This window comes from Enterobacter sp. 2VL (assembly GCF_005503595.1).
In the GTDB taxonomy this organism is placed as follows: Bacteria; Pseudomonadota; Gammaproteobacteria; order Enterobacterales; family Enterobacteriaceae; genus Enterobacter; species Enterobacter cancerogenus.
Genome location: NZ_SCNE01000002.1, coordinates 221764 through 235822 on the forward strand (window position 1 = coordinate 221764; position 14059 = coordinate 235822).

Below are 14059 nucleotides of genomic sequence, written 5' to 3' on the forward strand. Positions count from 1 at the left end.
CCCGCGATACGCTGTAAAATCCCGCCCTGATAACTCCATAATTGATGAATTTTTAACCTATGAGCAATGTTACGCACCCGCCGAAGATTGGCTTCGTCTCCCTCGGCTGCCCGAAAAACCTGGTGGATTCTGAACGCATCCTGACCGAACTTCGTACCGAAGGCTATGACGTGGTGCCAAGCTACGACAACGCCGACATGGTGATTGTGAATACCTGCGGTTTTATCGATAGCGCGGTTCAGGAGTCGCTCGAAGCCATTGGTGAAGCGCTGACGGAAAACGGTAAAGTGATTGTGACCGGCTGCCTGGGTGCCAAAGTGGATCAAATCCGCGAAGTGCACCCGAAGGTTCTTGAGATCACCGGTCCGCACAGCTACGAGCAGGTGCTGGAACATGTGCACCACTATGTGCCAAAACCAAAGCACAATCCGTTCCTGAGCCTGGTGCCGGAACAGGGCGTGAAGCTGACCCCACGCCACTATGCCTACCTGAAGATTTCCGAAGGCTGCAACCACCGCTGCACCTTCTGCATCATTCCGTCCATGCGTGGCGATCTGGTGAGCCGTCCGATTGGCGAGGTGCTGGCCGAAGCTAAACGTCTGGCCGATGCTGGCGTGAAAGAGCTGCTGGTTATTTCGCAGGACACCTCCGCCTATGGCGTTGACGTCAAGCACCGTTCAGGCTTCCACAACGGCGAACCGGTGAAAACCAGCATGGTCGGCCTGTGTGAACAGCTCGCGAAACTGGGTATCTGGACGCGTCTGCACTACGTCTACCCGTATCCGCACGTTGACGATGTGATCCCACTGATGGCGGAAGGCAAAATCCTGCCGTACCTGGATATTCCGCTGCAGCATGCCAGCCCGCGCATTCTGAAGCTGATGAAACGCCCTGGCTCCGTTGACCGCCAGCTGGCGCGCATCAAGCAGTGGCGTGAGATCTGCCCGGACCTGACCCTGCGTTCGACCTTTATCGTTGGCTTCCCGGGCGAAACCGAAGAAGATTTCCAGATGCTGCTCGACTTCCTGAAAGAAGCCCGTCTGGATCGCGTAGGCTGCTTCAAATACAGCCCGGTGGACGGCGCGACCGCTAACGAACTGGCGGATCAGGTGCCGGAAGAGGTAAAAGAGGAGCGCTGGAACCGTTTCATGCAGCTGCAACAGCAGATCTCTGCCGAACGTCTGCAGGAGAAAGTGGGCCGTGAAGTGCTGGTCATTATCGATGAGGTGGACGAAGAAGGCGCCATTGGCCGCAGCATGGCGGACGCCCCTGAAATCGACGGCGCGGTCTACCTGAACGGCGAAACCAACGTGAAACCGGGTGATATCATTCGCGTGAAAGTTGAAAACGCCGACGAGTATGACCTGTGGGGAAGCCGGGTGTAATTTCTGCCCTTGCCCTGCCCCTCTCCCACCGGGAGAGGGGATCACAATCCCTCTCGAATTACCCTTTCACTTTCGGATCCAGCGCGTCGCGCAGTCCATCCCCTAACAGATTAAACGCCAGCACGGTCAGGAAGATCGCCAGACTCGGGAAGATGGCGACGTGGGGGGCAATCACCATATCCGCCCTGGCTTCGTTGAGCATCGCGCCCCACTCCGGCGTGGGCGGCTGCGCGCCCAGCCCCAGAAACGACAGGCTGGCCGCCGAGATAATCGACAACCCGATACGCATCGTGAAATAGACCACGATAGACGACACCGTGCCCGGCAGAATATGGCTGAACAGGATCGTGGCATCGCTGGCCCCCATGCTGCGCGCCGACTCGATAAAGGTCTGCTGCTTAATCACCAGCGTATTGCCGCGTACCAGGCGTGCAAAGGCCGGGATGGAAAACACGGCCACCGCGATAATCACATTCGCCATGCCGCTGCCCATAATGGCGACCACCGCAATAGCCAACAGAATGCCCGGGAAGGCAAACAGCACGTCGCACACGCGCATGATGATGCGATCCCACCAGCCTTCGTAATACCCGGCAACCAGGCCTAATACCGTTCCGATAACCGCGCCAATCAGCACGGCAAACACCCCGGCGGTGAGCGAAATCTGCGCCCCGACCAGCACGCGGCTAAAAATATCGCGCCCCAGGGAATCAACGCCAAACCAGTGCATCATCGACGGCCCGTCGTTCAGGCGGTCGTAATCAAAATAGTTTTCCGCATCAAAGGGGGCGATCCACGGGGCGAGGATCGCCACCGCGATCAGCAACAGCACGAACAGCCCCGCCGCCATCGCCACGGGCTGACGGCGAAAACGCCGCCAGAATTCGAACCACGGGGTGCGGATATGGTCCGGTTTCACCCCCGGCATCGCGTTTAAAATGGCCTGACGTCGCCAGTTCAACAATCGCATCTTATTTGTACCTGATGGCCGGATTAATGGCGGCGTAAAGCACATCCACCACTAAGTTGATAAGAATAAACTCCAGCGAGAAAAGCAGCACTTCCGCCTGAATCACCGGGTAATCGCGCATGTCGACCGAGTCGACCAGCAGACGCCCCAGCCCCGGCCAGTTAAACACCTTCTCCACCACGATAGAGCCGCCCAGCAGGAAGCCAAACTGCAGCCCCATCATCGTCACTACCGGGATCATCGCATTGCGTAAGCCGTGTTTAAGAATGACCCACTTCTCACTCACCCCTTTCGCCCGCGCAGTGCGGATGTAATCCTCGCTCAGCACCTCAACAAACGAGGCGCGGGTAAAGCGCGCCATCACCGCCGCCACGGCAGCGCCCAGGGTCAGGGAGGGCAGAATATAGTGCTTCCAGGTATCGGCCCCGACGGTCGGGAGCCAGCCCAGCTCTACGGAGAAAATCTGCATCAGCAGCATGCCGAGCGCAAAAGCCGGGAAGGAGATCCCCGTCACGGCCAGCGCCATGCCGAGCTTATCCGGCCAGCGGTTGCGCCACACGGCGGCGACAATCCCTGCCCCCAGGCCGAACAGCACCGCCCAGCCCATGCTGGCAAGGGTCAGCCAGAACGTCGGCATGAAGCGGCTGGCAATCTCTTCCGACACCGGGCGGCGCGAGACCATCGAGGTACCAAAATCCCCCTGCAGCACGTTCGCCATGTAGTGCAGGAACTGTTTATACAGCGGCTGATCGAGGCCCAGCTGTTTGCGCACCAGGTCAATCACCGTCGCATCGGCTTCTGGCCCTGCAATCAGCCGCGCCGGATCGCCCGGCAGCAGATGGACAAACAGGAACACCAGCACCGCCACGATGAACAGGGTCGGGATAAGCCCCAGCAGCCGTTTACACACATAATTCAACATGGGTTATCTTATTTTAAATCCGCGTCATCAAAGCTAAAGCCCGTGTCCGGCATGATATAGAAGCCGGTCAGCGCTTTGTTATGCGCAGAAACCAGTTTTTCCACCACCAGCGGGACCCACGGTGACTCTTTCCAGATGGTGTCCTGAGCCTCTTTATAAAGGCGCGCTTTCTCCTCCGGTTTGGTGGTTTTCAGCGCGTCGGCCAGGTCTTTGTCCACCTGCGGGTTGCTGTAAAACGCGGTGTTAAACAACGTTGGCGGCCAGTTCTGTGAAGCAAACAGCGGCGACAGCGCCCAGTCGGCTTCACCCGTCGAGGCCGTCCAGCCGGTGTAGAACATCCGCACCCCGCTCTCTTTCTGGCCTTTGCCCTCCACTTCTGCCGCACGCTGTCCGGCATCCATAGCGGTAACCTGCGCCTTAATCCCCACCTGCGCCAGCTGCTGCTGGGTGAACTGCAGCACCTTCTGCGCGGTACTGTGATTATGGGAAGACCACAGCGTGGTGCTAAAGCCGTTCGGGAAGCCGGCCTCTTTTAACAGCTCGCGCGCTTTAGCCGGATCGTACGGCCACGGCTGGTACTGTTGGGCATAGTCAATCGACGGCGGCAGCACGCCCGTTGCTGGCGTGGCGAAGCCCGCGAAGGCTACCTTCACCAGCGCCTGACGGTTAATGGCGTAGTTGATGGCTTCACGCACCTTTGGGTTATCAAACGGCTTTTGCGTCACGTTCATGCTGATGTAGCGCTGCATGATGGACGGGCTGGCAACCAGCTCCAGCTTGCTGTTTTTCTGCAAAATCGCCGCCTGCTCATAGGGGATCGGGAAGGCGAACTGCGCCTCACCGGTTTGCAGCATCGCCGCGCGGGTGTTGTTGTCCACTACCGGACGCCAGGTAATGGTGTCGAGCTTCGGCAGGCCCGGCTGCCAGTATCCGTCAAACTTCTTCACCTTCACAAAGTCGGTCTGGTTCCAGGTCAGCAGCTCGTACGGGCCGGTGCCCACCGGGTGAAAGCCGATCTCCTGGCCATATTTTTTCAGCGCCGCCGGGGAGATCATGGCCGTCGCCGGATGCGCCAGAATATTGATAAAGGCCGAGAACGGCTCTTTCAGGGTGATTTTCACGGTGGTCGGATCCACTACCTCGGTACTGCGGATATTTTTATACAGGTTATACCGCTTGAGGCTGTTGTCCGGGTTGCTGGCGCGGTCAAGGTTGACCTTAACCGCGCCAGCATTGAAATCGGTCCCGTCCTGGAACTTCACGCCGCTGCGCAGCTTAATGGTATACACCAGCCCGTCATCGGAGACGGTATACCCCTCTGCCAGCACGTTTTTCAGCTTCATATCCTTATCCAGGCCAAACAGCCCCTGGTAGAATGATTTCGCCACCGCCTGTGACAGGGTGTCGTTTGCGTCATACGGGTCCAGCGTGGTGAAGTTAGACCCCACTGCGACCACCACATCTTTGGCAGCAAATGCGGGGGCGGCGGCCATTGCCATCGCCACGCTCGCGGCTAACCACCCTGTCCGGGCAACAAATTTAACCATGGTGTTCTCCTGCCTGTTGTAAGTTATAACCGCGAGAAGGCATTGTCCTGGCGCGGGGGGGCCACAAAATGTCCGGGGCCGACTTCACGCAGCGCCACGCGCTCCATGTGCTCACCCCGTTTACGAATATTGCTCGGCATTTCATCCTGCAGGAGCACGCGCCGGGCGTGGCGATGGGCAGGATCGGCAACCGGCACCGCCGCCATCAGCTTGCGGGTATAGGGGTGCTGCGGGTTCTCAAAGACCGCCCGCCGCGGGCCAATCTCCACAATTTGCCCCATGTACATCACCGCCACACGATGACTTATCCGTTCCACCACGGCCATATCGTGAGAAATAAACAGGAACGCGATGCCTAAATCGCGCTGAAGATCGAGCAGCAGATTGATGATTTGCGCGCGGATTGAGACATCCAGCGCCGAGACGGATTCGTCTGCAATCACCACTTTTGGGTTCAGTGCCAGCGCGCGCGCAATACAGATGCGCTGACGCTGGCCGCCGGAAAACTCATGCGGATAACGCCAGGCGTGTTCCGGCTTGAGGCCCACGCGCTCCAGCAGCCAGGCCACACGACGCTGCGCGGCTTCGCCGTCGAGCAGGTTATGCACGCGCAGCGGCTCCATAATGGAATAGCCTACCGTGTGGCGCGGATCGAGAGAGGCGAACGGGTCCTGGAAAATAAACTGGATATCCCGGCGCACCGCCTGCAGCCTGCTGTCCGCGAGGGTATCGATACGCTCACCGTTAAAGGTAATGCTCCCCTCCTGAGACGCCACCAGCCTGAGCAGCGCCCGTCCGGTGGTGGATTTCCCGCAGCCGGACTCGCCCACCAGCGCCAGCGTCTCGCCCGGCCAGAGGTCGAAACTGACGTTTTCCACCGCATGCACTTCGCGCTTTACGCGGTTGAAGATGCCGCTGCGCAGCGGGAAACGGGTCACCAGATTACGCACTTCCAGAATTGGCTTGCCCGCCACCACGGTATCCTGCTCGACTTCCGGTTGCGGTTCCTCGCCCTGAATAATCAGCGGGAATCGGCGCGGTAAATCGCTGCCGCTCATGGCCCCCAAGCGCGGGACCGCCGCCAGTAGCGCTTTGGTGTAGGGATGAGCCGGAGCATGGAAAATCTGCTCCACGCGTCCGGTTTCCACCACCTGGCCCTGATGCATGACCAGCACGCGATCGGCGATATCCGCCACCACGCCCATATCGTGGGTGATAAAGATCACCCCCATCTCCATCTCTTGCTGCAGCACTTTAATAAGCTGGAGGATCTGCGCCTGGATAGTGACATCCAGCGCCGTGGTCGGTTCGTCGGCAATCAGCACGGCCGGACGGCACGACAGCGCCATCGCGATCATCACGCGCTGACGCATCCCGCCGGAGAGCTGGTGCGGATAGCGCCCTAAAATCGATTGCGCTTCGGGAATGCGCACCCGGTCAAGCATCCGCTTCGCCTCAAGGAGCGCCTCATCGCCGCTCAGCCCCTGATGCAGGCGTATTGATTCGGCGATCTGTTCGCCCACCGGAAAGACCGGGTTCAGGGAGGTCATCGGCTCCTGGAAGATCATCGCGATGTCCGCCCCGCGCACGCGCTGCATCTGCGAGGCGCTCAGGGCGTTGAGATCCGTCACCTGGTGGTTACGACGACGCAGCAGCAGCCTGTCGCTGGTGACCTGCCCGCCCGTCTGTTCCAGCAGACGCATCAGCGCCAGCGCGGTGACCGATTTCCCGGAACCGGACTCACCGACAATCGCCAGCGTTTCGCCGCGGTTCAGCGAAAAGGATAAATTTTGCACGGCGGGGATGAACTGCCGCTCCTCCTGGAACGCAATGTTCAGTTGATGGACGGACAGTACTTCCCGGCTGTCCATCGCTTCAGCGTGCGGCACGTTTTGCCCCCTTATTCACGATAAATTCCCGTACTGGGTTCGTCACCGGCATAACCCCAGGCGCGATACATCCCTTCACTGTTGAAGGGCAGCGCGACGTTGCCTTCACGATCCACCGCAATGACGCCGCCGATGCCGCCCAGCGCCGGCAGTTTTTCCATCACCACCCGCTCGCAGGCTTCGGCCAGGCTAAGCCCGCCGTAGTCCATCAGAGCGGTAATGTCGTACGCCGCCAGCGCGCGGATAAACACTTCCCCGGTGCCGGTGCAGGAGACCGCCGCCGTCGCGTTATTGGCATAGCATCCCGCACCCGGCAGCGGGCTGTCGCCTACCCGACCCGGTAGTTTGTTGGTCATTCCGCCAGTCGAGGTGGCGGCGGCGAGGTTGCCCGCCTTATCGAGCGCCACGGCACCTACCGTACCCATTTTGGTGCGCTCGTCCAGCGGCGCATCGTGATCGAGCCGGGTCATGCCCGCCGTACGGGCTTCCAGCAGCTGCTCGTAGCGCGCCGGGGTCGAGAAAAGATCGGCCGATACCCGCTCCATCCCGCAATCATGGGCAAACTGTTCCGCGCCTGCTCCCGTCAGCAGCACGTGCGGGCTTTGCTCCATCACCAGACGCGCCGCCAGGACGGGGTTACGCAGATGACTCACGCCCGCCACGGCCCCCGCTTTCAGGGTCACCCCGTCCATCACGCAGGCATCCAGCTCGTGCGTCTCATCGCGCGTATATACCGAGCCAATCCCCGCATTAAATAACGGGCACTCCTCCAGCAGACGCACGGCCTCGGTGACCACATCCAGCGCGCTCTCCCCGGCTTCCAGCATGTGCTGGCCGTTTTCCACGATGGCAGAAAGCGCGTCAATATACCGCTTTTCCTGTTCGGGACTGAGCATTGCGCGGGTGATTGCCCCGGCGCCACCATGTATCGCGATTACCGCTTTGACCATTTCCCATCACCCGTTAGCCAGACCTGCGGCTTTTTCTATAAATATCATTATCGTCGCTGAAACTTCAGATGATTTTTGAATATAGAAAGACGCCACTGTGATGTAAAGCGTACACCCATCGGGTCATACTGTTAGCGGCACTTTTCTGCCATAATGGACGCTTTCGTTGTTACTGTGCAGGAGCCACCCATGGATTTTAACGCCGGACTGATGCCGCTTGAGACGGCACTCACGCAGATGCTCGACCGCATTTCCCCGCTGCAAGACGCAGAATCGCTGCCGCTGGTGCGCTGTTTCGGTCGGATTGCCGCGCGCGATATCGTCTCCCCACTCAACGTGCCCGGGTTCGATAACTCTGCGATGGACGGTTATGCGGTGCGCCTGGCGGATCTCCAGACGGGCAAGGCGCTGCCGGTGGCGGGTAAAGCATTTGCGGGCCAGCCGTTTAGCGGCGAATGGCCTGAAGGCACTTGCGTGCGGATCATGACCGGCGCGCCGGTCCCACAAGGCTGCGAAGCCGTGGTGATGCAGGAAGAGACCGAACAGACCGACGACGGCGTGCGGTTTACCGCCAGCGTCAGGGCAGGCCAGAACATTCGTCGCGCGGGCGAAGACATCACCCTTGGCGCCACGGTGTTTGCCGCCGGGCAAAAGCTGACGGCTGGCGAACTGCCGGTACTGGCTTCGCTCGGTATTGCCGACATCGAGGTGATTCGCAAGGTGCGCGTGGCGGTGTTCTCCACCGGTGACGAGCTGCGCCTTCCGGGCCAACCGCTGCAGGACGGCCAGATTTACGACACTAACCGCCTGGCGGTACACCTGATGCTGGAGCAGCTGGGCTGCGAGGTGATTAACCTTGGCATCATTCCTGACGATCCCGATCGGTTGCGCGCGGCGTTTATTGAAGCAGATAACTGCGCCGACGTGGTGATCAGCTCCGGTGGCGTATCGGTTGGCGAAGCGGATTACACGAAAACCATCCTCGACGAACTGGGTGAAATCGCCTTCTGGAAGCTGGCTATCAAGCCGGGCAAACCTTTCGCCTTCGGCAAGCTCGAGCACAGCTGGTTCTGCGGCCTGCCGGGCAACCCGGTCTCTGCGGCCCTCACCTTCTACCAGTTGGTGATCCCGCTGCTGACCAAACTTTCTGGCAGCCATACCCGCCCGCTGCCTGAACGCCTGCGCGTGCGGGCGGCGACGCGCCTGAAAAAGTCGCCGGGCCGTCTCGATTTCCAGCGCGGCATTCTGGCAGCGGGTGCCGACGGCGAGCTGGAGGTGAGCACCACAGGTCACCAGGGGTCGCACATCTTTAGCTCCTTCAGCCAGGGCAACTGCTTTATCGTGCTGGAGCGCGAGCGCGGCAACGTAGAAGCGGGCGAATGGGTTGGGGTCGAACGCTTTAACCACCTGTTCGGAGGCTAAGATGACGGTGGAACTGAGCGACCAGGAGATGATGCGCTATAACCGCCAGATCGTCCTGCGCGGGTTTGACTTCGAAGGACAGGAAGCGCTTAAGGCCGCGCGCGTGCTGGTGGTTGGCCTCGGCGGCCTGGGCTGCGCTGCTGCACAGTATCTCGCCGCCTCGGGCGTAGGCCAGATGACGCTGCTGGATTTTGATACCGTCTCGGTATCGAACCTGCAGCGCCAGACGCTGCACAGCGACGCAACCCTGGGTCAGCCGAAAGTGGAATCTGCCCGGGCGGCGCTGGCGCGTATTAATCCCAACGTTCAGTTCACGCTCATCGACGCCGCATTGGATGACGCAGCGCTCTCCGCACAGATTGCGCAGCACGATCTGGTTCTCGACTGTACCGATAACGTCGCCATTCGTAACCAGCTCAACGCAGGCTGTTTTGCGCACAAAGTCCCGCTGGTCTCCGGCGCAGCGATCCGCATGGAGGGCCACATCAGCGTCTTCACCTACGCCGACGGCGCGCCCTGCTACCGCTGCCTGAGCCGCCTGTTTGGCGAGAATGCACTGACCTGCGTCGAAGCGGGCGTGATGGCGCCGTTAGTCGGCGTGATAGGTTCGTTGCAGGCAATGGAAGCGATCAAGGTGCTGGCGCATTACGGTACGCCTGCTGCGGGGAAAATCGTGATGTACGACGCGATGACCTGCCAGTTCCGCGAGATGAAGTTAATGCGCAATCCGGAATGTGAGGTGTGCGGCCAGTAAAAAAGTCGGGTGGCGGCTTCGCCTTACCCGACCTACGGTTTTCTCCCTCTCCTCGTGGGAGAGGGCCGGGGTGAGGGCATCAGCCCGCACATTTCAAATCGACGTCCGCCCAAACGCGCCCTGCCAGTCCTGCTCAAACTTCACAATCGCCGCATCCACAGCCGGTGAAGTAATAAACTGCTGCGCCACGTCCAGCGGCAGGGTGATGGATTCACAGCCCGCCAGCAGGCAATCCAGCGCCTGACGCGGGGTTTTGAAACTCGCAGCCAGCACTTTTGACTGCGGGGCATGCAGGGACAGCAGCTGTTGCAGCTCAATCACGGTCTGGATCCCGTCCCCGCCCTGCGCGTCCACGCGGTTCACATAAGGCGCCACATACTCCGCCCCCGCCAGCGCAGACAACATCCCCTGCGCCGCGCCATACACCGCCGTCCCCAGCACAGGAATACCTTCCGCTTTCAGCAGCTTGATGGCGGCCAGCCCCTCTGCCGTCACCGGCACTTTGACCACCAGGTCGTGAACAATCGCGCGCAGCTTACGCGCGTCCTCTACCATGCCGTCGGCCATCGTCGCCATCACCTGCGCAAACAGACGCCCCTTCCCGCCCAGCGCGTCGTGCAGGTCCGGCAGCAGCACGTCCAGCGGCGTTTTGCCTGCGGCAACGATGCTCGGGTTGGTGGTCACACCCGCCAGCGGGAAGATACGCGCCAGTTTACGCACTGCCGCAACGTCAGATGTGTCGAGATAAAGTTCCATGATGTCACCCTCAAAATTAGCCTGTACCTAACCTATCACGATAAAACCTGCTCAGGAGTTGACCTGCATCAATATAACTTTCATTCGAAAGTAATTTAATCTTCATATGCAACCTGAGGGCTAAAAAATGATCTTCAATATTCAGCGTTACTCTACCCATGATGGCCCCGGAATTCGAACCGTGGTGTTCCTGAAAGGCTGCTCGCTGGGCTGCCGCTGGTGTCAGAACCCGGAAAGCCGCTCCCGCACCCGCGACGTGCTGTTTGATGCGCGTCTGTGCCTGGACGGTTGCGACCTGTGTCAGCAGTCCGCGCCGGGCATTATCGAGCGTGCGCTGAACGGGCTGGTCATCCATCGGGAAAGGCTGAATGCAGAGACGCTCGACGCCCTCACCGACTGTTGCCCGACGCAGGCGCTCACCGTCTGCGGAGACACGCAGCCGGTAGCGGAGATCATGGCTACCGTCCTGCGCGATAAACCCTTTTACGACCGTAGCGGCGGCGGCATTACCCTCTCCGGCGGCGAACCCTTCATGAACCCGACGCTGGCCCACAATCTGTTTAAAGCCAGCCACGAGCACGGCATTCATACCGCCGTAGAAACCTGCCTGCATGTCCCCTGGCACTCTATTGCCCCCTCACTGCCGTATGTCGATCTGTTCCTGGCCGACCTGAAGCACGTCGATGGCGACGTGTTCAAACAGTGGACCGACGGCTCAGCAAAACGGATCCTGGATAATCTCCGGCGTCTGGCGGCGGCAGGGAAAAATATCACCATCCGCGTGCCGCTGATTCAGGGCTTTAATGCCGATGAAGCGTCCATTACCGCCATCACCAACTTCGCCGCCGACGAACTCAACGTCCGCGACATACATTTTCTGCCGTATCACACGCTGGGCATGAACAAATACACCCTGCTCGGTCAACCTTACTCTGCCCCTGACAAACCGCTGGATAACCCTGCCCTGCTGGACTTTGCACAGCAGTATGCCTGCCACAAAGGGTTAACCGCGACCTTACGAGGATAAACTTATGACGACCCTGAATCTCACCACCCTCAGCGAGCGAATTAAAGCGCACAAAACCGCCCTGGTGCATATTGTTAAGCCGCCGGTCTGCACCGAGCGCGCGCAGCACTACACCGAAATGTACCAGCAGCACATGGACAAACCGATCCCGGTGCGTCGTGCCCTGGCGCTGGCGCACCATCTGGCGCAGCGTACTATCTGGATCAAACACGACGAGCTGATCGTCGGTAACCAGGCGAGCGAAGTCCGCGCCGCGCCGATTTTCCCGGAATATACCGTTTCGTGGATTGAAAAAGAGATCGACGATCTGGCCGACCGCCCCGGCGCAGGCTTTGCGGTCAGCGAAGAGAACAAACGCGTGCTGCATGACATCTGCCCATGGTGGCGCGGCCAGACGGTACAGGACCGCTGCTACGGCATGTTCACCGACGAGCAGAAAGGCCTGCTGGAGACCGGCATTATCAAAGCCGAAGGCAACATGACCTCCGGTGACGCGCACCTGGCGGTGAACTTCCCGCTGCTGCTGGAGAAAGGCCTCGACGGCCTGCGCGCCAAAGTGGCCGAGCGCCGCTCGCGCATCAACCTGACGGTGCTGGGCGATCTGCACGGCGACCAGTTCCTCAAGGCGATCGATATCGTGCTGGACGCCGTCAGCCTGCACATTGAACGCTTCGCCGCGCTGGCCCGCGATATGGCCTCGACAGAGACGCGTGCAAGCCGCCGCGACGAACTGCTGGCAATAGCGGAAAACTGTGACGTGATTGCCCACCAGCCGCCAGCCACCTTCTGGCAGGCGCTGCAGCTGTGTTACTTCATCCAGCTGATCCTGCAGATTGAGTCCAACGGCCACTCGGTGTCGTTTGCCCGCATGGACCAGTATCTCTATCCGTTCTACCGCCGCGACGTGGAGCTGAACCAGAGCCTTGACCGCGAGCACGCGATTGAGCTGCTGCACAGCTGCTGGCTGAAGCTGCTGGAGGTGAACAAAATCCGCTCCGGCTCGCACTCTAAAGCTTCGGCGGGTAGCCCGCTGTACCAGAACGTCACCATCGGCGGGCAGACGCTGGTTAACGGCGAGCCGATGGACGCGGTGAACCCGCTCTCTTACGCCATTCTCGAATCCTGCGGCCGCCTGCGCTCCACCCAGCCAAACCTGAGCGTGCGTTACCATGCGGGCATGAGTAACGACTTCCTCGACGCCTGCGTGCAGGTGATCCGCTGCGGCTTCGGGATGCCGGCGTTTAACAACGATGAAATCGTTATTCCGGAATTCATCAAGCTCGGCGTCGAGAAAAACGATGCCTACGACTATGCGGCGATTGGCTGTATTGAAACCGCCGTCGGCGGCAAGTGGGGCTATCGCTGTACCGGCATGAGCTTTATCAACTTTGCCCGCGTGATGCTCGCCGCGCTGGAAGGTGGCCGCGACGCCACCAGCGGTAAGGTATTCCTGCCGCAGGAGAAAGCGCTCTCTGCCGGCAACTTCGATAACTTCGAGGAGGTGATGGCGGCGTGGGATACCCAGATCCGTTACTACACCCGTAAATCCATCGAGATTGAGTATGTGGTAGACACCATGCTGGAAGAGAACGTCCACGACATTCTCTGCTCCGCGTTGGTGGACGATTGCATCGAGCGCGCAAAAAGCATCAAACAGGGCGGTGCGAAGTATGACTGGGTATCCGGCCTGCAGGTGGGCATTGCTAACCTCGGGAACAGCCTGGCCGCGGTGAAGAAACTGGTGTTCGAGCAGGGCACCATCGGCCAACAGCAGCTCGCCGCCGCTCTGGCGGATGACTTCGACGGGCTGACGCACGAACAGCTGCGCCAGCGTCTGATCAACGGCGCGCCGAAGTATGGCAACGACGATGACAGCGTGGACATGCTGCTGACCCGGGCTTATCAGACCTACATTGAAGAGCTGAAGCAGTACCACAACCCGCGCTATGGACGCGGCCCGATTGGCGGTAATTACTACGCCGGGACATCGTCTATCTCCGCCAACGTGCCGTTTGGTGCCGCAACCATGGCCACGCCGGACGGACGTAAGGCGCATACGCCGCTGGCGGAAGGGGCAAGCCCGGCCTCCGGCACGGACCACCTCGGCCCGACGGCGGTGATTGGCTCCGTGGGCAAACTGCCGACCGAAGCGATCCTTGGCGGCGTGCTGCTCAACCAGAAGCTGAACCCGTCGACGCTTGAAAACGACAGCGATCGTCAGAAGCTGATGGTGCTGCTGCGCACCTTCTTCGAGGTGCACAAGGGGTGGCATATCCAGTACAACATCGTGTCGCGCGACACGCTGCTGGAAGCGAAGAAACACCCGGACCAGTACCGCGATCTGGTGGTGCGCGTCGCAGGGTATTCGGCGTTCTTCACCGCTCTCTCCCCGGATGCGCAGGACGATATCATTGCGCGTACCGAGCACACGTTGTAA

11 protein-coding genes are annotated in these 14059 nt (G+C 60.2%); 5 read left to right on the forward strand and 6 right to left on the reverse strand.

The window, feature by feature from the left end:
- Window positions 1-59 precede the first annotated feature (59 nt).
- Window positions 60-1385: a 30S ribosomal protein S12 methylthiotransferase RimO gene (rimO, locus tag FFS28_RS05475; RefSeq protein WP_058610375.1), complete on the forward strand. Its 1326-nt coding sequence runs from the start codon at window positions 60-62 to the stop codon at window positions 1383-1385.
- Window positions 1386-1443: 58 nt separating this feature from the next.
- Here the strand turns inward: rimO and gsiD are convergent, their stop codons facing one another.
- From gsiD to iaaA, 5 genes are read right to left on the reverse strand one after another with little or no spacing between them, the layout of a single operon-like run.
- Complete coding sequence (gsiD, locus tag FFS28_RS05480; protein WP_058610376.1) at window positions 1444-2355, reverse strand: glutathione ABC transporter permease GsiD; 912 nt, start codon at window positions 2353-2355, stop codon at window positions 1444-1446.
- Window position 2356: 1 nt separating this feature from the next.
- On the reverse strand, window positions 2357-3277 hold the full coding sequence (gene gsiC, locus FFS28_RS05485) for a glutathione ABC transporter permease GsiC (protein ID WP_006174252.1): 921 nt from the start codon (window positions 3275-3277) through the stop codon (window positions 2357-2359).
- A gap of 8 nt (window positions 3278-3285) precedes the next feature.
- Complete coding sequence (gene gsiB, locus FFS28_RS05490; protein ID WP_137848991.1) at window positions 3286-4824, reverse strand: glutathione ABC transporter substrate-binding protein GsiB; 1539 nt, start codon at window positions 4822-4824, stop codon at window positions 3286-3288.
- 23 nt (window positions 4825-4847) lie between these two features.
- Entirely contained in the window at window positions 4848-6713 is a 1866-nt protein-coding gene (gene gsiA, locus FFS28_RS05495) for a glutathione ABC transporter ATP-binding protein GsiA (RefSeq protein WP_137848992.1), read from the reverse strand.
- Window positions 6714-6724: 11 nt separating this feature from the next.
- Complete coding sequence (gene iaaA / locus FFS28_RS05500; RefSeq protein ID WP_137848993.1) at window positions 6725-7663, reverse strand: beta-aspartyl-peptidase; 939 nt, start codon at window positions 7661-7663, stop codon at window positions 6725-6727.
- A gap of 189 nt (window positions 7664-7852) precedes the next feature.
- On the opposite strand from iaaA, the gene moeA reads away from it, so the two are divergent.
- Window positions 7853-9085 carry a molybdopterin molybdotransferase MoeA gene (gene moeA / locus FFS28_RS05505; RefSeq protein ID WP_137848994.1) on the forward strand — a complete coding sequence of 411 codons (1233 nt, stop codon included), beginning with the start codon at window positions 7853-7855 and terminating at the stop codon, window positions 9083-9085.
- Window position 9086: 1 nt separating this feature from the next.
- Window positions 9087-9839, forward strand: a complete 753-nt coding sequence (moeB, locus tag FFS28_RS05510; RefSeq protein WP_137848995.1) for a molybdopterin-synthase adenylyltransferase MoeB — start codon at window positions 9087-9089, stop codon at window positions 9837-9839.
- Window positions 9840-9932: 93 nt separating this feature from the next.
- On the opposite strand, the gene fsa is transcribed toward moeB, so the two are convergent.
- Window positions 9933-10595, reverse strand: a complete 663-nt coding sequence (fsa, locus tag FFS28_RS05515; protein WP_137848996.1) for a fructose-6-phosphate aldolase — start codon at window positions 10593-10595, stop codon at window positions 9933-9935.
- A 127-nt stretch (window positions 10596-10722) separates the two neighbouring features.
- On the opposite strand from fsa, the gene FFS28_RS05520 reads away from it, so the two are divergent.
- Entirely contained in the window at window positions 10723-11622 is a 900-nt protein-coding gene (locus FFS28_RS05520) for a glycyl-radical enzyme activating protein (RefSeq protein ID WP_137848997.1), read from the forward strand.
- Window positions 11623-11626: 4 nt separating this feature from the next.
- Complete coding sequence (locus tag FFS28_RS05525; protein WP_137848998.1) at window positions 11627-14059, forward strand: formate C-acetyltransferase/glycerol dehydratase family glycyl radical enzyme; 2433 nt, start codon at window positions 11627-11629, stop codon at window positions 14057-14059.

Bases quoted from the DNA above. Each gene is read 5' to 3' on its own strand.
- rimO (WP_058610375.1), top strand. From the start codon at position 60: ATGAGCAATGTTACGCACCCGCCGAAGATTGGCTTCGTCTCCCTCGGC.
- gsiD (WP_058610376.1), bottom strand. From the start codon at position 2,355: ATGCGATTGTTGAACTGGCGACGTCAGGCCATTTTAAACGCGATGCCG.
- gsiC (WP_006174252.1), bottom strand. From the start codon at position 3,277: ATGTTGAATTATGTGTGTAAACGGCTGCTGGGGCTTATCCCGACCCTG.
- gsiB (WP_137848991.1), bottom strand. From the start codon at position 4,824: ATGGTTAAATTTGTTGCCCGGACAGGGTGGTTAGCCGCGAGCGTGGCG.
- iaaA (WP_137848993.1), bottom strand. From the start codon at position 7,663: ATGGTCAAAGCGGTAATCGCGATACATGGTGGCGCCGGGGCAATCACC.
- moeA (WP_137848994.1), top strand. From the start codon at position 7,853: ATGGATTTTAACGCCGGACTGATGCCGCTTGAGACGGCACTCACGCAG.
- moeB (WP_137848995.1), top strand. From the start codon at position 9,087: ATGACGGTGGAACTGAGCGACCAGGAGATGATGCGCTATAACCGCCAG.
- fsa (WP_137848996.1), bottom strand. From the start codon at position 10,595: ATGGAACTTTATCTCGACACATCTGACGTTGCGGCAGTGCGTAAACTG.
- FFS28_RS05520 (WP_137848997.1), top strand. From the start codon at position 10,723: ATGATCTTCAATATTCAGCGTTACTCTACCCATGATGGCCCCGGAATT.
- FFS28_RS05525 (WP_137848998.1), top strand. From the start codon at position 11,627: ATGACGACCCTGAATCTCACCACCCTCAGCGAGCGAATTAAAGCGCAC.